This is a genomic window from Janibacter sp. Soil728 (genome assembly GCF_001428305.1).
Classification (GTDB): domain Bacteria; phylum Actinomycetota; class Actinomycetes; order Actinomycetales; family Dermatophilaceae; genus Janibacter.
The window spans coordinates 168,753-186,792 of the sequence record NZ_LMRZ01000006.1 but is presented as its reverse complement, the minus strand read 5'-3'; the positions used below and the strand labels follow the sequence as shown (position 1 = coordinate 186,792).

Annotated in this window: 20 protein-coding genes; 17 read left to right on the top strand and 3 right to left on the bottom strand. The window is 69.5% G+C overall.

Translation table 11 applies throughout. The features are described 5' to 3' along the window. Positions 1 to 24: 24 nt before the first annotated feature. The 9 genes from rpsE (at position 25) to meaB (ending at position 9,524) form a co-directional block, all read left to right on the top strand. Positions 25 to 690, top strand: a complete 666-nt coding sequence (gene rpsE, locus ASG73_RS14145) for a 30S ribosomal protein S5 (RefSeq protein ID WP_055996567.1) — start codon at positions 25 to 27, stop codon at positions 688 to 690. Next, positions 690 to 872 (top strand): 50S ribosomal protein L30, encoded by a 183-nt coding sequence (gene rpmD / locus ASG73_RS14140; RefSeq protein ID WP_055996564.1) that lies wholly within the window; start codon positions 690 to 692, stop codon positions 870 to 872. The genes rpsE and rpmD overlap by 1 nt, the downstream gene beginning before the upstream one ends. Before the next feature lie 2 nt (positions 873 to 874). After that, entirely contained in the window at positions 875 to 1,354 is a 480-nt protein-coding gene (gene rplO, locus ASG73_RS14135) for a 50S ribosomal protein L15 (RefSeq protein ID WP_055996561.1), read from the top strand. A 201-nt stretch (positions 1,355 to 1,555) separates the two neighbouring features. Then, entirely contained in the window at positions 1,556 to 2,878 is a 1,323-nt protein-coding gene (gene secY / locus ASG73_RS14130; RefSeq protein ID WP_055996558.1) for a preprotein translocase subunit SecY, read from the top strand. Then, complete coding sequence (locus tag ASG73_RS14125) at positions 2,878 to 3,441, top strand: adenylate kinase (protein ID WP_055996555.1); 564 nt, start codon at positions 2,878 to 2,880, stop codon at positions 3,439 to 3,441. Before secY ends, ASG73_RS14125 begins: the two co-directional genes overlap by 1 nt. Positions 3,442 to 3,446: 5 nt before the next feature. Further along, positions 3,447 to 4,295, top strand: a complete 849-nt coding sequence (gene map, locus ASG73_RS14120; RefSeq protein ID WP_082567268.1) for a type I methionyl aminopeptidase — start codon at positions 3,447 to 3,449, stop codon at positions 4,293 to 4,295. Positions 4,296 to 4,460: 165 nt separating this feature from the next. After that, entirely contained in the window at positions 4,461 to 6,323 is a 1,863-nt protein-coding gene (locus tag ASG73_RS14115; RefSeq protein ID WP_235499466.1) for a methylmalonyl-CoA mutase subunit beta, read from the top strand. Beyond that, complete coding sequence (gene scpA / locus ASG73_RS14110; protein WP_055996552.1) at positions 6,320 to 8,530, top strand: methylmalonyl-CoA mutase; 2,211 nt, start codon at positions 6,320 to 6,322, stop codon at positions 8,528 to 8,530. The genes ASG73_RS14115 and scpA overlap by 4 nt, the downstream gene beginning before the upstream one ends. Then, entirely contained in the window at positions 8,523 to 9,524 is a 1,002-nt protein-coding gene (gene meaB / locus ASG73_RS14105; RefSeq protein WP_055996549.1) for a methylmalonyl Co-A mutase-associated GTPase MeaB, read from the top strand. Before scpA ends, meaB begins: the two co-directional genes overlap by 8 nt. Positions 9,525 to 9,557: 33 nt before the next feature. On the opposite strand, the gene ASG73_RS14100 is transcribed toward meaB, so the two are convergent. Both ASG73_RS14100 and ASG73_RS14095 read right to left on the bottom strand, forming a co-directional pair. After that, a complete protein-coding gene (locus ASG73_RS14100; protein WP_055996546.1) occupies positions 9,558 to 10,508 on the bottom strand; it encodes a hypothetical protein in 951 nt (316 codons plus the stop codon). 143 nt (positions 10,509 to 10,651) lie between these two features. Further along, positions 10,652 to 12,085 (bottom strand): CPBP family intramembrane glutamic endopeptidase, encoded by a 1,434-nt coding sequence (locus ASG73_RS14095; protein WP_055996543.1) that lies wholly within the window; start codon positions 12,083 to 12,085, stop codon positions 10,652 to 10,654. Between the two features lie 166 nt (positions 12,086 to 12,251). On the opposite strand from ASG73_RS14095, the gene infA reads away from it, so the two are divergent. The 8 genes from infA to truA all read left to right on the top strand — a co-directional run bounded on the left by infA (position 12,252) and on the right by truA (position 17,334). Continuing rightward, entirely contained in the window at positions 12,252 to 12,473 is a 222-nt protein-coding gene (gene infA, locus ASG73_RS14090) for a translation initiation factor IF-1 (protein WP_055996541.1), read from the top strand. 105 nt (positions 12,474 to 12,578) lie between these two features. Next, complete coding sequence (gene rpmJ / locus ASG73_RS14085; RefSeq protein WP_006592630.1) at positions 12,579 to 12,692, top strand: 50S ribosomal protein L36; 114 nt, start codon at positions 12,579 to 12,581, stop codon at positions 12,690 to 12,692. 229 nt (positions 12,693 to 12,921) lie between these two features. Beyond that, complete coding sequence (rpsM, locus tag ASG73_RS14080; protein ID WP_055996539.1) at positions 12,922 to 13,293, top strand: 30S ribosomal protein S13; 372 nt, start codon at positions 12,922 to 12,924, stop codon at positions 13,291 to 13,293. Between the two features lie 74 nt (positions 13,294 to 13,367). Then, positions 13,368 to 13,766, top strand: coding sequence for a 30S ribosomal protein S11 (gene rpsK / locus ASG73_RS14075; RefSeq protein WP_055996537.1), 399 nt, complete (start codon positions 13,368 to 13,370; stop codon positions 13,764 to 13,766). A 29-nt stretch (positions 13,767 to 13,795) separates the two neighbouring features. Continuing rightward, positions 13,796 to 14,404, top strand: coding sequence for a 30S ribosomal protein S4 (rpsD, locus tag ASG73_RS14070; protein WP_055996534.1), 609 nt, complete (start codon positions 13,796 to 13,798; stop codon positions 14,402 to 14,404). Between the two features lie 117 nt (positions 14,405 to 14,521). Beyond that, a complete protein-coding gene (locus ASG73_RS14065; protein ID WP_055996531.1) occupies positions 14,522 to 15,556 on the top strand; it encodes a DNA-directed RNA polymerase subunit alpha in 1,035 nt (344 codons plus the stop codon). Between the two features lie 60 nt (positions 15,557 to 15,616). Further along, positions 15,617 to 16,348 (top strand): 50S ribosomal protein L17, sunset domain variant, encoded by a 732-nt coding sequence (gene rplQ / locus ASG73_RS14060; RefSeq protein ID WP_055996528.1) that lies wholly within the window; start codon positions 15,617 to 15,619, stop codon positions 16,346 to 16,348. A gap of 152 nt (positions 16,349 to 16,500) precedes the next feature. Next, positions 16,501 to 17,334 carry a tRNA pseudouridine(38-40) synthase TruA gene (gene truA / locus ASG73_RS14055; RefSeq protein WP_055996525.1) on the top strand — a complete coding sequence of 278 codons (834 nt, stop codon included), beginning with the start codon at positions 16,501 to 16,503 and terminating at the stop codon, positions 17,332 to 17,334. Here truA and lepB read toward each other — a convergent pair whose 3' ends face one another. Next, positions 17,335 to 18,033 carry a signal peptidase I gene (gene lepB / locus ASG73_RS14050; protein WP_082567322.1) on the bottom strand — a complete coding sequence of 233 codons (699 nt, stop codon included), beginning with the start codon at positions 18,031 to 18,033 and terminating at the stop codon, positions 17,335 to 17,337. Positions 18,034 to 18,040: the final 7 nt, after the last annotated feature.

The window sequence follows — 18,040 nt, the reverse complement described above, 5'->3', positions numbered from 1 at the left end:
GAACATCGAGAAGAGGAACATCTGATGCCCGGACCCCAGCGTCGAGGCGCAGCCGGTGCCGCAGGCACCAACGAGCGCTCCAGCAACAAGAGCGGTGACAACCGCGGTGGTCGTGACAACCGTGGCGGTGGCCGCGACCGCAACGAGAGCCAGTTCATCGAGCGCGTCGTGACCATCAACCGTGTCTCCAAGGTCGTCAAGGGTGGTCGTCGCTTCAGCTTCACCGCCCTGGTCGTCGTCGGTGACGGTGACGGCACCGTGGGTGTCGGTTACGGCAAGGCCAAGGAGGTGCCCGCGGCGATCGCCAAGGGTGTCGAGGAGGCGAAGAAGAACTTCTTCACCGTCCCCCGCATCCAGGGCACCATCCCGCACCCCATCCAGGGTGAGGCCGCCGCCGGCGTCGTCATGCTCCGTCCGGCCTCGCCGGGTACCGGTGTCATTGCCGGTGGTCCGGTGCGCGCCGTCCTGGAGGCTGCTGGCATCCACGACGTGCTGTCCAAGAGCCTCGGCTCGGACAACGCGATCAACATCGTCCACGCGGCAGTCGCGGCCCTTCAGGGTCTCGAGCGTCCGGAGCAGGTTGCGGCTCGCCGCGGTCTGCCCCTGGACCAGGTCGCCCCGGCAGCCATGCTGCGCGCCCAGGCTGCTGGTCGCGCAGAGGCCGCCGAGAAGGCAAAGGCGGGTGCATGATGGCTCGACTCAAGGTGATCCAGACCCGTTCCGAGATCGGCGGCAAGCAGAACCAGCGGGACACGCTGCGCAGCCTCGGTCTGAAGCGCATCGGCGACGTCGTCGTCAAGGAGGACCGCCCGGAGATCCGTGGCATGGTCCAGACGGTTCGCCACCTGGTGACCGTCGAGGAGGTTGACTGATCATGGCTGACTCCAAGGCCAACACCAACGAGGAGCACACCCACGCTCTCAAGGTGCACCACCTGCGTCCCGCCCCGGGTGCCAAGACCGCGAAGACCCGTGTGGGTCGCGGTGAGGGTTCCAAGGGCAAGACTGCCGGTCGCGGTACCAAGGGCACCAAGGCCCGTTACCAGGTGCCTGAGCGCTTCGAGGGTGGTCAGACGCCGCTGCACATGCGTCTGCCCAAGCTCCGCGGCTTCAAGAACCCGTTCAAGACCGAGTACCAGGTCGTGAACCTCGACCGCATCGCCTCCCTCTTCCCCGAGGGTGGCGCCGTGGGCGTCGAGGAGCTCGTGGCCAAGGGAGCCGTCCGCGACGGCCACCTGGTCAAGGTGCTCGGTTCCGGCGAGATCACGGTCAAGGTGGACCTCACGGTCGATGCCTTCTCCGCGAGCGCCAAGGACAAGGTCGAAGCGGCCGGCGGCAGCATCTCTGCTCGCTGACCCTTTGGTCACACTGCCTCGAGGCCGTCCCGTTCACGGGGCGGCCTCGAGGCGTCTGAGGACTCGTCATCCTGAAGGGGATGCGGGTCGCGTCGCGACGATGGCGTCGCGGCAGGTATCGTCAATCAGGTTGTGCCGCCAGCAGGCGGCCCCTGCCAGCAGCTCACATCTGCACCCCGGCACCGTCCTGGAGGAACCCACGTGCTGACCGTCTTCACCCGGGCGTTCAAGACGCCCGATCTGCGGCGCAAGCTGCTCTTCACGTTGGGCATCATCGTGCTCTTCCGTCTCGGCTCTCACGTGCCGACACCGAATGTGAACTACACGGCGGTGCAGGCCTGTATCGCCGGTGCCAGACAGGACGGCGGCAACAACTTCCTGGGCATGGCCAACCTCTTCAGTGGTGGCGCGCTGCTCCAGCTGTCGATCTTCGCGCTGGGCATCATGCCGTACATCACGGCGAGCATCATCGTGCAGCTCCTCACGGTCGTGATCCCTCGCTTCGAGGCGCTGAAGAAGGAGGGGCAGACCGGTCAGGCCAAGATGACGCAGTACACGCGCTATCTGACGATCGCCCTGGCCGTCCTCCAGTCCGCCACCTTCATCACCTTCGCGCGCAACCCCGCGGCGCTGTTCAACAACGCCGACTGCGGGCCGATCCTCTACCGCGAGTCGATGTTCTCCATCGTCTTGATGGTCCTGACGATGACGGCCGGCACCGGCCTGATCATGTGGCTCGGTGAGCTGGTCACGGACAAGGGTGTCGGCAACGGCATGTCCCTGCTGATCTTCACCTCGATCACCGCGACCTTCCCCGGCTCGCTGTGGGCCATCCAGCAGCGCGACGGCCGCTGGGACCTCTTCTTCCTGGTCATCGCGATCGGATTCCTCATCATCGCGGCCGTCGTCTTCGTCGAGCAGAGCCAGCGACGAGTGCCGGTGCAGTACGCCAAGAAGATGGTCGGTCGTCAGATGTACGGCGGGACGTCCACGTACATCCCGATCAAGGTCAACATGGCCAACGTGATCCCGATCATCTTCGCCAGCTCGATGCTTGCCCTGCCGCAGATGCTGGCGCAGTTCCAGTCCGACCCCTCGGGCAACAACCCGGCCTGGGTCGACTGGATCAACACCTACCTGGTGCGAGGTGACCACCCCATCTACATGGCGGTCTTCACCATCATGATCCTGTTCTTCACCTTCTTCTACGTCTCGATCACCTTCAACCCCACGGAGGTCGCTGACAACATGAAGAAGTACGGGGGATTCATCCCCGGTATCCGCGCCGGGCGACCCACGGCCGAGTACCTCCAGTACGTGCTCACCCGCATCACCGTGCCGGGAGCCATCTACCTCGCTCTGATCTCGTTGATCCCGCTCATCGCATTCGTGTGGATCGGGGCCAACCGGGACTTCCCGTTCGGCGGTGCGTCTATCCTCATCATGGTGGGCGTCGGTCTGGAGACGGTGAAGCAGATCGAGTCCCAGCTCCAGCAACGCCACTACGAAGGATTCCTCCGCTGATGCGTCTCATCATCTTGGGCCCCCCCGGGGCCGGCAAGGGCACCCAGGCCACTCGGATCGCCGAGCACTACGGCATTCCCGCTGTGTCGACCGGTGACATCTTCCGCGCGAACATCAAGAACGAGACCGAGCTCGGGCTCCAGGTCAAGGAGATCCTCGCCTCCGGCGGGTATGTCTCCGACGACATCACCAACGCGATCGTCGAGTCCCGGCTCGACGAGGACGACGCCACGTCCGGCTTCCTGCTCGACGGGTACCCGCGCACGACCGCTCAGGTCACCGCGCTGGACGCGATGCTCGCGAAGAGCGACCACTCGATCGACAAGGTGCTGGAGCTCGTCGTCGACGACGAGGTCGTCGTGCAGCGGCTGCTCAAGCGAGCCGAGCTCGAGGGCCGCGCGGACGACACCGAGGAGGTCATCCGCGAGCGGATGGCCATCTACCACCGCGAGACCCAGCCGCTGTCAGCCGCATACGACCAGCGCGGGCTGCTCGTCAAGGTCGACGGCGAGGGCCAGGTCGACGAGGTCGCCGAGCGGATCGTCGCCGCGCTGGGCGCCTGACCCACGTGTCATTCTTCGGCCGCGAGCGGGTCCGCCCGCGCACCCCGGACCAGCTCCGGGCGATGCGCGTGGCGGGCCTTCTCGTCGGTCACACCCTGGACATGTTGAGCACGCAGGTGCGGGCCGGCATGACCACCGGTCAGCTGGACGCCCTGGCGGAGGACTTCATCCGAAGCGGGGGTGGCATCCCCAACTTCCAGCTCGTCCCCGGGTACAGCCACACCCTGTGCACGTCCGTCGGCGACGAGATCGTCCACGGGATCCCGGGGGAGCGGGTGCTCCGCGAGGGTGACCTGCTGAGCATCGACTGCGGTGCCGAGGTCGAGGGGTGGAACGGCGACTCCGCCGTCACCCTCGTCGTCGGTGGCGACGAGGCGGGAGACCCGGCCGCGGTCCGCCTGTCCGAGGTCACCCGGCGCTCCCTGTGGGCGGGGCTTGCTGCCCTGCGCCCCGGAGGGGACCTCAACGACATCGGTGGTGCGGTCGAGGACTCGATCCGCGCGGACGGTCGAGTCGACGGCGTCGCCTACGGCATCGTCGAGGACTACACCGGGCACGGCATCGGCGAGCACATGCATCTGCCACCCAATGTCCCCAACTACCGGGTGCGCGGCCGTGTCCCGCAGACCCCGACCGGCGCCACCTTGGCCATCGAGCCGATGGTGACGCTCGGCGACCAGGCCAACCACGTCCTCGATGACGACTGGACCGTCGTCACGGACGACGGCGCCCCCGCGGCTCACTGGGAGCACTCCGTGGCCCTCACGGAGCACGGGATCTGGGTGCTCACCGCACTCGACGGCGGCGAGGCCGAGCTGACCGCTCGGGGCGCCCCCTTCGGCCCCCTGGTCTGACCCCGGCTGCCGCGCACCCTGCATTGCCCTAGGGCAATGCAGATCTGGGTGTGGCGCACGCGACGTGGACACCCCCTTCTCCTGCCGTGGACGGTCGGTAGGGTGCGAAGTCAGTCATGCCGTCGGCCCGTGCCGGCGTCCGGGTCGATGAGGAGCGCTACGAGGATGACCCTTCCCCCTGTCGAGCACGAGACCATGGGACTGGCTGCGGGTTTCCCGCGGACGAGCCCCGACGAGTGGGCGCAGCTGGCCGCTGGTGTGGTCAACAAGTCCCGGCCCGATGACCGCAAGGTCGACGCTGAGGGAGCTCGTGAGGCCCTGACCAGCCACCTGCCCGGGGGCGTCGACATCGACCCGATCTACTGGCCGCAGCCGGGGGCAGCGCTCGGCCTGCCGGGCGCGATGCCCTTCACCCGTGGCCGCGGCCCGCGCAACCCGGACCTGCCCTGGGACCTGCGCCAGCTGCACGACGACCCGGATGCCGCAGTGAGCCGCAAGGCGGTCCTCGACGACCTCGAGCGGGGCGTCAGCTCGGTCTGGCTGCACGTCGGCGCCGACGGCATCGCCGCAACCGACGTCGCCGGTGTCCTCACCGACGTCCAGGTCGACCTGGCCCCGGTCGTCGTCAGCTCCGTCGACGACCAGCCCGCAGCCGCCGCAGCACTCGTCGCGGCCTGGGAGGCGAAGGGGGTCGACCCCGCAGTCGTCCGCGGCAGCCTCGGCCACGACCCCATCGGTCAGGTCGCCGCTCGTGGCGGCTCGCCCGACCTCACCACTCTCGCGGATGCCGTCGCCACGTGTCGCGACCGCTTCACCGGCGTGCGGGCCATCACCGTCGACTCGCGCGTGCACCACGATGCCGGGGCGAGCGACCAGGACGAGATCGCACTGGCCCTGGCCACCGCTCTGGAGTACGTCCGTCACCTGTCCGAGGCGGGCGTCGAGCCGGCCGAGTCCTTCCGCCGCATCGACTTCCGCGTCGCCGCCACGGCGGACCAGTTCGCCACGATCGCCAAGCTGCGCGCGCTGCGCCGCACCTGGGCCCGGATCGGTGAGGTCCTCGACGCGCCCGAGGCCGATCGCGGCGCGTGGATCCACGCCGTGACGTCCTCGCGCATGCAGACCCGCACCGACCCGTGGGTCAACCTGCTGCGCGACACGATCGCCTGCTTCGGCGCGGCCGCCGGCGGTGCCGACGCGATCACCGTGCTGCCCTACGACCACGCACTGGGACTGCCGACCGCGTTCTCCCGCAGGGTCGCCCGCAACACCCAGTCGCTGCTTGCCTCCGAGTCCAACATCGCCCGGGTCGCTGACCCGGCCGGCGGGTCGGCCTATGTCGAGTCCCTGACCGACCAGCTGGCGCGTGCCGCCTGGACCTGGTTCGGCGAGCTCGACGCTGCCGGCGGCGCGAGCGCGGGGTTGGCCTCCGGTGTGATCGCCGAGCGCCTGGCCGCGACCCGCGCCGAGCGTGACGCAGCCCTGGCCACTCGCGCCCAGCCCATCACCGGCACCTCGACCTTCCCGCTCGCGGGGGAGACGCTGCTGGAGCGCACCGCCCGCGTCGAGCTTCCCGGCGAGGGCCTGCCGCGCCGTCGTGACTCCGAGGTCTTCGAGGCGCTGCGCGAGCGGACCGCCCATGGGGACATCAGCGTCCCCGTCCTGGCACTCGGCGCGGCCCGTGAGCACACCGCTCGGCTGAGCTTCGTCAGCAACCTCCTCGGTGTCGCCGGTGTCCGGCCCGACGTCGTCGAGGCCACTGATGCCGACTCGATCCCCACGCAGAGCGGCCCGGTCGCGATCATCGCCTCCTCCCCGAAGGGGTACCAGGCCCTCGCCGAGGCGAGCGTCTCCTCCCTTCGTGCTGCGGGCGTGGAGCGGATCATCGTCGCTGGCTCCGGCAAGGAGCTCGGCGACACCGCTGTCGACGGGGAGGCACGCGAGGGCATGGACGTCGTCGCCTTCCTCGACGACCTCCTCGATCTCCTCGCACCCCCCGTCGCTCACAAGGCAGGAGCCCAGGCATGAGCACGCAGATCCCCACCTTCGACACGGTCGACCTCGGCGAGGGCGCGCCCTCCGCCGACGGGGCCAACCTCTGGCAGGAGGCCCTCGAGGGCACCCCCGGCGCCGGCGACGGCTGGCAGACGCCCGAGGGCATCGAGGTCGCACCGGTCTACACCGAGGCCGACACCGACGACCTGGACTTCCTCGAGACGGCGCCCGGGGCGGCTCCCTTCCTGCGTGGTCCGTACCCGACCATGTACGTCAACCAGCCGTGGACGATCCGGCAGTACGCGGGCTTCTCCACCGCTGAGGAGTCCAACGCCTTCTACCGGCGCAACCTCACGGCCGGGCAGAAGGGTCTCTCGGTCGCCTTCGACCTGGCGACGCACCGCGGCTACGACAGCGACCACCCGCGCGTCTCCGGTGACGTCGGCATGGCCGGTGTCGCCATCGACTCGATCTACGACATGCGCACGCTCTTCGGCGGCATCCCGCTGGACCGGATGAGCGTGTCCATGACCATGAACGGCGCCGTACTGCCGATCCTCGCCCTCTACGTCGTCGCGGCCGAGGAGCAGGGGGTGAGCCCGGAGCAGCTGAGCGGAACCATCCAGAACGACATCCTCAAGGAGTTCATGGTCCGCAACACCTACATCTACCCGCCGACCCCGTCGATGCGGATCATCTCCGACATCTTCGCCTTCACCAGCCAGAAGATGCCGCGCTTCAACTCCATCTCGATCTCCGGCTATCACATGCAGGAGGCCGGGGCGACGCAGGACCTCGAGCTCGCGTACACGCTCGCCGACGGCATCGAGTACATCCGGGCGGGCAAGGAGGCCGGCATGGACGTCGACTCCTTCGCGCCGCGACTGTCCTTCTTCTGGGCCATCGGGATGAACTTCTACATGGAGGTCGCCAAGCTCCGCGCAGCGCGCCTGCTGTGGGCCCGGCTCGTCAAGGAGAACTTCGAGCCGGAGAACCCCAAGTCGCTCTCCCTGCGCACCCACTCGCAGACCTCTGGCTGGTCGCTGACCGCGCAGGACGTCTACAACAACGTCTCGCGCACCTGCATCGAGGCGATGGCCTCGACCCAGGGCCACACGCAGAGCCTGCACACCAATGCCCTCGACGAGGCCATCGCGCTGCCGACCGACTTCTCCGCCCGCATCGCCCGCAACACCCAGCTGGTGCTGCAGCAGGAGTCCGGCACGACGCGCGTCATCGACCCGTGGGGCGGCAGCGCCTATGTCGAGCGGCTGACCCACGACCTCGCGCAGCGGGCCTGGGCCCACATCGAAGAGGTCGAGAAGGCCGGCGGCATGGCCAAGGCCATCGAGGCGGGCATCCCCAAGATGCGCATCGAGGAGGCCGCCGCCCGCACCCAGGCGCGCATCGACTCCGGGCAGCAGCCCGTCATCGGCGTCAACACCTACCCGGTCACCGAGAGCACGGTCGACGAGGCCATCGAGATCCTCAAGGTCGACAACGCCGCGGTCCGCGCCTCGCAGATCGCCCAGCTCGAGCGGCTGCGTTCCGAGCGGGACGAAGGGGAGGTCCGCGCGGCCCTCGCAGCCCTCACCGAGGCGGCCCGGGCCGAGGGTGGCTCCATGGAGACCAACCTCCTCGCGCTCGCGATCGATGCCGGCCGGGCCAAGGCGACGGTCGGGGAGATCTCCTCGGCACTCGAGGAGGTCTACGGCCGCTACACCGCACAGATCCGTACGATCTCAGGTGTGTACCGGGAAGAGGCAGGCAAGGGCGGGGCCGTGGACGAGGTCCTGGCCAAGGTCGAGGACTTCGAGCAGACCGAAGGGCGTCGCCCCCGCATCCTCGTGGCCAAGATGGGTCAGGACGGGCACGACCGTGGGCAGAAGGTCATCTCGACCGCCTTCGCCGACCTCGGCTTCGATGTCGACGTGGGTCCGCTCTTCCAGACCCCCGGCGAGGTCGCTCGGCAGGCCGTCGAGGGCGATGTGCACGTCGTCGGGGTGTCGTCGTTGGCCGCTGGACACCTGACCCTGGTGCCGGCGCTGCGCGCCGAGCTCGATGCCCTCGGGCGCGAGGACCTCATGATCGTCGTGGGCGGGGTCATCCCCGACCAGGACTTCGAGGAGCTGCGCGCCGCGGGTGCCGACGACATCTACCCGCCGGGCACCGTCATCGCCACGGCGGCCGGTCGTCTCGTCGACCGCTTGCGGGAGCGGGCTGCCGGCTCCGATGGCTGAGTCGGTCGCCGACCTCGCGCAGGGGATCCGTGATCGCTCGCGGGCACACATCGCCCGAGCGATCACGCTCGTCGAGTCCTCGCGCCCGGACCACCGGGAGCGGGCTCGCGAGCTGCTGGCGATCATCGCCCCTGACACGGGTCACGGACTGCGGGTCGGCATCTCGGGCATCCCGGGGGCCGGCAAGTCGACCTTCATCGACGCGCTCGGCACGCGGCTGATCGAGCGCGGTCACCGGGTGGCCGTCGTCGCCGTCGACCCGAGCAGCTCGCGCACCGGCGGGTCGGTCCTGGGGGATCGCACCCGCATGGCGCAGCTGACGGCCAGCGAGGACGCCTTCGTGCGTCCCTCGCCGTCGGGCGCGCACCTCGGAGGGGTCGCTCGCGCGACCCGTGAGGGCATGCTCGTCCTGGAGGCTGCGGGCCACGACGTCGTGCTCGTCGAGACGGTCGGTGTCGGTCAGTCCGAGGTCGCCGTCGCCGAGATGGTCGACACCTTCCTGCTGCTCGCCCTCGCCCGAGGTGGCGACCAGCTGCAGGGGATCAAGCGCGGCATCCTCGAGATGGCCGACGTCATCGCGGTCAACAAGGCCGACGGCGAGCACGCGGGTGATGCCCGGGTCGCGGCCCGAGAGCTCTCCGGGGCCATGCGCCTGATGAACTCCGACCCCGATGCCCGCCGACCACCGGTCCTCACCTGCAGCGCCTACACGGGCGATGGTCTGGACGACGTGTGGACCGCGGTCCTCGAGCACCGCGCCTGGCTCGAGGAGCAGGGCTCGCTGCACGGCCGCCGGGCCGAGCAGCAGCGTGAGTGGATGTGGGCGATGGTCGACTCCGAGCTGCGCGACGCCGTGCGCCGCTCGCCGCGCGTGCGCGAGCTGCTCGGCGGACTGACCCCCGGCGTCCGCGCTGGCGAGGTCAGCGCCGTCGACGGCGCGGCCCGGATCATCCAGGCCTTCTCCGTCGACCTGAGCGAGCAGCTGAGCGACTGACCGGGCGCTCTGGTCAGTCGCTCAGCCGGTCAGTCAGTCCTGTCGACGCGGACGCAGCACGAGGAACCCGGCGAGTGCAGCGAGCCCGCCCAGGGCCAGTGGGCCGACGGGGGAGTGCTGGGCGGGGCCGTCCGTCTGCACGACCGCAGGGATCACGGGAGTCGTCGTCGGTGCGGGGGCGGGAGCGGGGGGCGTCGTGCCCTCGGGCTCGGGGACGGTGCAGGCAGCCACCTCGACGAAGCCGTCGCCCAGGCCCGGGGCCAGGATGAGGTCGAAGAGCTCGGCCGTGGCGATGAGGTCCTCACGGTCCTGCTCGGTCGCGACGGCGTCCGGCGTCGTGGCTCCACGGGTGGCCCACGCGGCCTCGTCCTCGTCGTCGGCGATCGCGGCGTCCATCGCGAACCACGCGATGCTGCCCGCTGCCGCGTCGACCGTGCGCTGGCTGCCGGCGGGCACGCGCAGCTCCTCCGGCTCGTCGGACTCCTCGTCGCCCCAGTAGACGAGCGCCTCCGGGTTGCCCGCGGGGTTGGCGAAGGTGATCTGCCCGCACGAGGTCGTCGCGGTGACGGGCGAGTGATCGGATGCGCACGGCGCGGAGGAGAGGGTGATGTCGAAGCTCGTGACGGCGTCGCCGGCGAGCTCGTACCCGTCGAGGGCCTCGGCGGTGATCGTCGCCCGCGCATCGGGCAGGGTCAGGTCGCTCTCCTCGTCGAGGGGGGCCTCCTCGTCGGCGATCTCGTCCCAGGGGAGGAAGGCGACGCCGGCGTAGTCGCCGGCGGTCAGCTGCACGACGGTGCCCTCGATCTCGACGAGGTACTGCACGCCGGTGATGTCGGGGATGGTCACCCGGTCCTGACCGAGACCGCACTGGTCGACGACGGTGGGGGCCGTGGGGGTGACGGGCGCACCGGCGGCGTGCGTGGGCAGTGCCGTGGCGAGGCCGAGGGCGGTGGACAGGCAGAGGGCGCTGAGGGTGCGACGCACGGTGGGCTCCGAGGGTGCAGGGCGGGCTTGGCCACGCCGGCTGACGGGGGTCCGGGCTCGAGTGGCGGAGCGTCTGCAGTCAGACCTCGGTACCGGTTGCTCGGATCATAGGGGGGTGCGGTCGTCTTGACCACACGCGTCCCTCACCGCTGCGCCGCGGGCGCCTCGGCGGAGAGCGCCGGGGCCCCGAAGGCCCTGGGTGCGATGCCCGAGCGCCGCGCCAGCCACAGCAGGACCGCCGTCATGATCGCGGTCGCGAGGACGCTCAGTCCGGCCGTGCCCACCGTGCTCGTCGTCTGGTCGGTGACATAGGCGTCCTGGATCCCACCGAGGAGCGTCAGCCCGATGGTGATGACCATGTTGTTGACGATGTGCAGGACGATCGCTGCCTCGAGCCCGCCGGTGCGCCAGGTGAGGTAGCAGCAGGCGGCGGCCATGCCGGCGAGGTCGAGCAGCACCCACGGGTCGAGCGAGGTGTGCGCCAGGGCGAAGGTGGCTGCCGACAGCACGGTGCTCACGACGAGCGCGAGGACCGGCCGCGAGATCCACGCGCCGACGCCCTGCATGATCCCGCCGCGGAAGGCGACCTCTTCGCCCGCGGCCTGCAGGGGAGTGGTGAGCACGGTGATGAGGAGCAGCCAGCCCCAGTGATCAGGACGGGCGGTCGGCTGCTCACCTGACAGCACCCACGCCAGGGCGAGATAGGTGCCCCACAGCAGGGTGGTCACGAGGCTCGCCCGAGTGAGCCAGCCCCAGCGGATGCGGCCCGCCACCGACCAGACCTTGCCCATCGGTCGCCAGTGCCCGATCCGGGTGGCCACGAGAGTGGCGGGGATGAGCGCGGCGAGCATGAGGTTGCTGATGAGCATCGTCACCGGCTCGGCGGGGTCGATGTCGGCCGTCGAGGTCGACTCCAACGTCGACGGGTCCAGCACGAACCACAGGAGGCTGAGCATGAGCATGAGGGTGACGAAGGTGCCGATCCCCGCCACCAGCGCCAGCACCGGCCGCCACCAGCGATACCGGGCGGTGCGCATCTGGTGGACGTAGCTGCGCGGCAGGTCGTCGGCGAAGGGGGCGAGGGTGCCACCCGTCGCGATGGCCGGGGTGTGACGCCTGCCCGCGTGGTGACGCGCCGCCTCGACGAAACCGACGGCCGCGGGGTGGATGCCGGCCTCGGCCGCCAGCGGCAGCACCGACAGGACGGCGAAGGGGGAGCCCCCGGACCGGATCGTCGTGTCGCCGGCGGTGCCGGCCGGGCGGTCGCTCGACCACGTCGTCCCCGCTGCGGTGAGGAAGTCGCGGGCCGGGCGGGCACCCCCTTCGTCATCGGCGAGCGGCCCGACCACCGGAAGGCCGTGGTGGAGGGCCCAGGAGATCGTCGGGTCGTGCACGGAGCCCGGGTGGCCGGCAGGGGCTCGCAGGATCCAGACCCCGTCGAGGTCGGCGGTGGGCACCGCGCCATGGGGCAGCTCGATGATGTGTGCGTCGGGGGCCAGAGCGGCGAGGGCTCGTCGGGCGTGGTGGACGTCCGAGAGGTCTGGAGCTCCGACGAGTGCGATCCTCAGGCCGGTCATGGGGCGAGCCTACGAGCCGGGGGCGATTTCCCTCCGAGCGGGCCGGAGCGGTATCGTTGATCGTCGGTCACGTGTGTGCTGCCTTCCCGGTTTCCGGGGAGGCGACTTCGCGTGCCGCCCACGGTGGCTTCCATCCAGGAGGCGACCACCAACGGATTGAGAGGGTATGGCCAAGAAGGACGGTGTCATCGAGGTCGAGGGCACGATCGTCGAAGCGCTCCCGAACGCAATGTTCCGGGTTGAGCTGACCAACGGTCACAGGGTTCTCGCCCACATCTCGGGCAAGATGCGGCAGCACTACATCCGGATCCTCCCCGAGGACAAGGTTGTCGTGGAGCTCAGCCCGTACGACCTGACCCGCGGCCGGATCGTCTTCCGTTACCGCTGATCGAGGAGGTCGTCGCAGGTCGGCGACCGACGAGAGAAGCACTCACAGCACGACTCGTCGCCCACATCCGGGTGGCGGGACAGATCGAGAAGATGCGAGACGGCAATGAAGGTTCAGCCGAGCGTCAAGAAGATCTGCGACAAGTGCAAGGTGATCCGCCGTAACGGTCGGGTCATGGTGATCTGCGAAAACCTGCGCCACAAGCAGCGCCAGGGCTGATTCGCGGGCCATCACGGCCACGTACGGCGGGGACCGGGTTTTGTCGCCCAGATCCTCGAGCAACGCCAGCAGACGAAGTACGCACCACCCGGCCCTTGCCCCCTTCGGGGAGCAGGACGTCACCCCCGGCTCGGAGGCCGGGGACCGAGCGGCCCGTTCACATGAGCGGGAACACCCGTCGGACCGGTGGTGCACCAGACCTCCGAGTACATGAAGAGGAAGCCAGCACATGGCACGACTTGTTGGAGTCGACCTGCCGCGCGAGAAGCGCGTCGAGGTCGCCCTGACCTACATCTTCGGTGTGGGACGCACGACCGCACAGAAGGCTCTCGCAGCCACCGACATCGACGCGAGTGTTCGCGTGAAGGACCTGAGCGACGAGCAGCTCGTCGCCCTTCGCGACCACCTCGAGGCCAATGTCCAGCTCGAGGGTGACCTCCGCCGCGAGGTCGCTGCCGACATCCGCCGCAAGGTCGAGATCGGCACCTACGAGGGCCTGCGGCACCGCCGTGGTCTCCCGGTTCGCGGTCAGCGCACCAAGACCAACGCACGGACCCGCAAGGGCCCCAAGCGCACCGTCGCAGGCAAGAAGAAGGCCTGAGACACCTCGGCATCGCACGCGTGTCGCATCACGCGCAGTGATCACCACACACCGAAGCACTTCGTAGGAGAAACATGCCCCCCAAGACCCGCACCGGCGCCAAGGTGCGCCGCAAGGTCAAGAAGAATGTTGCTGTGGGCCAGGCCCACATCAAGAGCACGTTCAACAACACGATCATCTCGATCACCGACCCCACCGGGGCCGTCATCGCCTGGGCCTCCGCCGGCCAGGTCGGCTTCAAGGGTTCGCGCAAGTCCACCCCGTACGCCGCGCAGATGGCTGCCGAGGCTGCGGCCCGCCGCGCCATGGAGCACGGCATGAAGAAGGTCGACGTCTTCGTCAAGGGCCCGGGTTCCGGTCGCGAGACCGCCATCCGTTCCCTGACCGCCGCTGGCCTCGAGGTCGGCGCCATCCAGGACGTCACGCCCAGCCCGCACAACGGTGTCCGCCCGCCCAAGCGCCGTCGCGTCTGAGCAGCAGAGATACGGGAGACAGATAACACATGGCTCGTTACACCGGCCCCATCACCAAGAAGTCCCGCCGCCTCAAGCTCGACCTCGTCGGCGGCGACAAGAACTTCGAGCTCCGTCCCTTCCCGCCCGGCCAGCACGGCCGTCGGCGGATCCAGGAGAAGGAGTACCTCACCCAGCTGCAGGAGAAGCAGAAGGCCCGCTTCACCTACGGCGTCATGGAGAAGCAGTTCGTCCGGTACTACAAGGAGGCGGCCAACCGCCCCGGCCAGACCGGTCACAACCTGCTGATCATCCTTGAGTCGCGCCTCGACAACGTGATCTACCGTGCCGGGCTCGCCCGCACGCGTCGTCAGGCTCGTCAGCTCGTCACGCACGGTCACTTCGAGCTCAACGGCGTGCGCATCGACGTGCCCAGCGCCCGCGTCTCGCAGTACGACATCATCACCGTGCGCAAGCAGTCGGTCGAGGCCTTCCCGATCCAGGTCGCTCGCGAGTCCTTCGGTGACCGCGTCGTCCCGGCCTGGCTGCACGTCATCCCGGGCAGCCTGAAGGTCCTCGTGCACCAGCTGCCGACCAAGGAGCAGATCGACAGCCCGCTCAGCATGCAGCTGATCGTCGAGCTCTACTCCAAGAACTGATCCAGTTCTTCACCAGGGTGGCTCCCGCGGACCGATGCGGGAGCCACCGTCGGGGTCACACCCCGACACCTTCACGAGGCGTCATATAGCGGTCGCCCGTGGGAAGGAAGAATCACCGTGCTCATCGCACAGCGTCCCAACCTCAGCGAAGAGGTCCTCGCCGACAACCGTTCGCGGTTCGTCATCGAGCCCCTCGAGCCTGGCTTCGGTTACACCATCGGCAACTCCCTGCGTCGCACCCTGCTCTCGAGCATCCCGGGCGCCTCGCTCACCTCGATCCGGATCGACGGGGTGCTCCACGAGTTCTCCACGGTCCCCGGGGTCAAGGAGGACGTCACCGAGATCATCCTCAACATCAAGTCCCTCGTCGTCTCCAGCGAGAACGACGAGCCGGTCGTGATGTACCTGCGCAAGTCGGGCGCCGGCCCGGTCACCGCTGCTGACATCAACCCCCCGGCCGGTGTCGAGGTCCACAACCCGGACCTGCACATCGCGACCCTCAACGACAAGGGCTCCATCGAGATGGAGCTGACGGTCGAGCGTGGCCGTGGCTACGTCTCCGCCCAGCAGAACAAGTCCGGTGACCAGGAGATCGGCCGCATCCCGGTCGACTCCATCTACTCGCCCGTGCTGGCCGTGACCTACAAGGTCGAGGCCACCCGTGTCGAGCAGCGCACCGACTTCGACCGCCTCGTCGTCGACGTCGAGACCAAGAACTCGATGCCCCCCCGCGACGCGCTGGCCTCGGCCGGCAAGACGCTCGTCGAGCTCTTCGGCCTGGCCCGTGAGCTCAATGTCGAGGCCGAGGGCATCGACATGGGCCCGTCGCCGACCGACGCCGCCATCGCGGCCGACCTGGCGCTGCCGATCGAGGACCTCGACCTCACGGTCCGTTCCTACAACTGCCTCAAGCGCGAGGGCATCCACACCGTGGGTGAGCTCGTCGGTCGCAGCGAGGCGGACCTGCTCGACATCCGCAACTTCGGTGCGAAGTCGATCGACGAGGTCAAGGCCAAGCTGCACGAGATGGACCTGGCCCTGAAGGACAGCCCCCCCGGGTTCGACCCGACGGCCATCCCCGGCTACGGCGAGGACGACTACGACGAGTCCGGCGACGAGGATGCCTCGTTCGCCGAGGACGAGCAGCTCTGACCCACCGCTTCACGACCTGACCGCTGACGCGGTGAGGTCAGAACTTCCAAGGAGAACACCATGCCCACCCCCACCAAGGGACCCCGTATCGGTGGCGGCCCGGCTCACGAGCGCCTCATCCTCGCGAACCTGGCCACCGCGCTCTTCGAGCACGACCAGATCACGACGACGCAGGCCAAGGCCAAGCGTCTGCGTCCGCTGGCCGAGCGCCTGATCACCTTCGCCAAGCGGGGTGACCTGCACGCTCGTCGCAAGGTCATGACGACCATCCTCGACAAGGGTGTCGTCCACCGTCTCTTCGTCGAGATCGCGCCCGACGTGGCCGACCGTCAGGGCGGTTACACCCGGATCACGAAGATCGCGCCGCGCAAGGGCGACAACGCCCCCATGTGCGTCATCGAGCTCGTGCGTGAGCCGGTCAACGCCAAGCCCAAGCGCGCCGTCGTCGCCGAGGCGGAGGCCGCTGCCAAGCGTTCCGCCAAGGACGAGGAGGCCGCGGCTGCCGCCGAGACCACCGAGACCGAGACCACCGAGACCGAGACCGCTGCTCCGGCCGCGGTCGCCGACCTGCCCGAGGGTGGTGTCGCTCCTCTCGAGGACGGCGCCGCGCCGAGCGAGGACTACACGGTCAAGGGCAACCTCGACTCGAACAAGTACCACGTCGCTGGTTCGCAGTGGTTCGACCAGACCGTCGCCGAGGTCTGGTTCCAGACCGCTGACGCTGCCAAGGCTGCCGGCTTCGAGCCGGCCGGTGGCGAGGCCAAGCAGCAGGAGCCGGGCGACGACGCCTGAGTCACTGCACCGCCGAAGGGCGCCGCTCCCCAACGGGGGCGGCGCCCTTCGTCATGCGGATGGCTGAGGGAAGTGCCGGGCGAGCGGGTCATGCCGAGCACGAGGAGAGCCGTCAGGGCGCGGCTGATGACGCGTCGCCTACGCTGGCCGGCATGCGGCTGCGCCTCGATCTCGCCTACGACGGAACCGACTTCCACGGGTGGGCGATGCAGCCGAACGGCCTGCGGACCGTCGAGGGCGAGCTGAGTGCGGCGGTCGCGACCGTCCTGCGGCTGGACGAGCCCGCCAGGCTGACCGTGGCCGGCCGCACCGACGCCGGGGTGCACGCGATGGGCCAGGTCGTCCACGTCGACCTCGAGCCCGAGGACCTCGCCGCGGCGAGGGGGCGCTCCGACCGGACGCCGGTGCAGGCCCTGCTCACCCGACTGCGCGGCGTGCTGCCGCCCGACGTGCTCCTGCACCGACTCGCCGAGGCGCCCGACGGCTTCGACGCGCGCTTCTCCGCGCTCAGCCGGCGCTATCGCTACCTGATCAGTGACGACCCGGAGCGTCTGGACCCGCTTCGTCGCCGTGAGGTCGTCACCCTGCGCACGCCCCTGGACGTCGAGGCGATGGATGCTGCCGCCGAGCAGCTGCTCGGGCTGCGCAACTTCGCCGCCTTCTGCAAGAAGCGGGAGGGGGCGAGCACCACGCGCACGCTGCTGCGCTACGACTGGCGCCGCCGCGACGACGGGCTGCTCGAGGCGACGGTCCTGGCGGACGCCTTCTGCCACTCGATGGTCCGCGCGCTCATCGGGGCGCTCGTGCCCGTGGGGGAGGGGCGGCAGGGGGCCGACTTCCCGCGCGAGGTCCTCACCGCACGCTCGCGGGATCCCCGGGTCAAGGTCATGCCGGCCCACGGGCTCTGCCTCGTGGAGGTGACCTATCCGCAGGCCGAGGCGTTGGCCGCCCGGGCGGTGGAGGCCCGCGCTCGTCGCGAGGAGTGATCAGCTCCGCTCGGCGCTGCCGGGCGGGAGCGGCCACCAGCGCCAGCCGAGCGTCCCGACCACCTGGTCGAAGCGGACGAAGCGGGGTTCGCAGGTCGGTCCGGCCGCACCACGGCACCCGGCCACCGAGTCGGCGCTGTTGGCGCGGTTGTCGCCCAGGACGAGGTAGGAACCGGCAGGCACGGTGATCTCGTCGAAGCAACGGGCGCTCGGCGTGCTGCTGTCGCACTCGGAGCCGGTCGCCATGGGCAGGTTGTTCTTGACATAGGGCTCGTCCAGCGGCTTGCCGTCCACGAGCAGACGACCCCGGGTGTCGCAGCACGAGACCTTCTCGCCGGGTAGCCCGATGACCCGCTTGACCGTGTGCGAGCGGTGGCTGGGGCCGGTGCCGAGCACGTCGCCCACGTGGCGCAGGGCATCGGCGACGGGGTCGGGCTCGTCGAGCGTCGCGTCGGCCCACGTGGCTCCATGCCCGAAGACGACGATGTCGCCGCGCCGGAGCTGGTCGCCGTCGACGCCGACGATCTTGGCGAAGACCCGGTCGCCGGTCATCAGCGTGGGCTCCATCGACCCCGACGGGATGACGAAGGGGCGCACGAGCGTGTGCGTGATGAGGGCCAGGAGGGCGAAGGCGATGAGGACCCGGGCGATGATCCCCAGGATCCAGTGGCGCTCGGGGCGCCTGTCGGAAGAGCTCACGGGCACA

Excerpts from the sequence above, each read along its gene's own strand:
- rpsM (WP_055996539.1), top strand. The coding sequence starts at position 12,922 with ATGGCACGACTTGTTGGAGTCGACCTGCCGCGCGAGAAGCGCGTCGAG.
- rpmD (WP_055996564.1), top strand. The coding sequence starts at position 690 with ATGGCTCGACTCAAGGTGATCCAGACCCGTTCCGAGATCGGCGGCAAG.
- ASG73_RS14125 (WP_055996555.1), top strand. The coding sequence starts at position 2,878 with ATGCGTCTCATCATCTTGGGCCCCCCCGGGGCCGGCAAGGGCACCCAG.
- ASG73_RS14115 (WP_235499466.1), top strand. The coding sequence starts at position 4,461 with ATGACCCTTCCCCCTGTCGAGCACGAGACCATGGGACTGGCTGCGGGT.
- meaB (WP_055996549.1), top strand. The coding sequence starts at position 8,523 with ATGGCTGAGTCGGTCGCCGACCTCGCGCAGGGGATCCGTGATCGCTCG.
- infA (WP_055996541.1), top strand. The coding sequence starts at position 12,252 with ATGGCCAAGAAGGACGGTGTCATCGAGGTCGAGGGCACGATCGTCGAA.
- rpsK (WP_055996537.1), top strand. The coding sequence starts at position 13,368 with ATGCCCCCCAAGACCCGCACCGGCGCCAAGGTGCGCCGCAAGGTCAAG.
- ASG73_RS14095 (WP_055996543.1), bottom strand. The coding sequence starts at position 12,085 with ATGACCGGCCTGAGGATCGCACTCGTCGGAGCTCCAGACCTCTCGGAC.
- rpsE (WP_055996567.1), top strand. The coding sequence starts at position 25 with ATGCCCGGACCCCAGCGTCGAGGCGCAGCCGGTGCCGCAGGCACCAAC.
- rpmJ (WP_006592630.1), top strand. The coding sequence starts at position 12,579 with ATGAAGGTTCAGCCGAGCGTCAAGAAGATCTGCGACAAGTGCAAGGTG.
- scpA (WP_055996552.1), top strand. The coding sequence starts at position 6,320 with ATGAGCACGCAGATCCCCACCTTCGACACGGTCGACCTCGGCGAGGGC.
- rpsD (WP_055996534.1), top strand. The coding sequence starts at position 13,796 with ATGGCTCGTTACACCGGCCCCATCACCAAGAAGTCCCGCCGCCTCAAG.
- rplQ (WP_055996528.1), top strand. The coding sequence starts at position 15,617 with ATGCCCACCCCCACCAAGGGACCCCGTATCGGTGGCGGCCCGGCTCAC.
- truA (WP_055996525.1), top strand. The coding sequence starts at position 16,501 with ATGCGGCTGCGCCTCGATCTCGCCTACGACGGAACCGACTTCCACGGG.
- rplO (WP_055996561.1), top strand. The coding sequence starts at position 875 with ATGGCTGACTCCAAGGCCAACACCAACGAGGAGCACACCCACGCTCTC.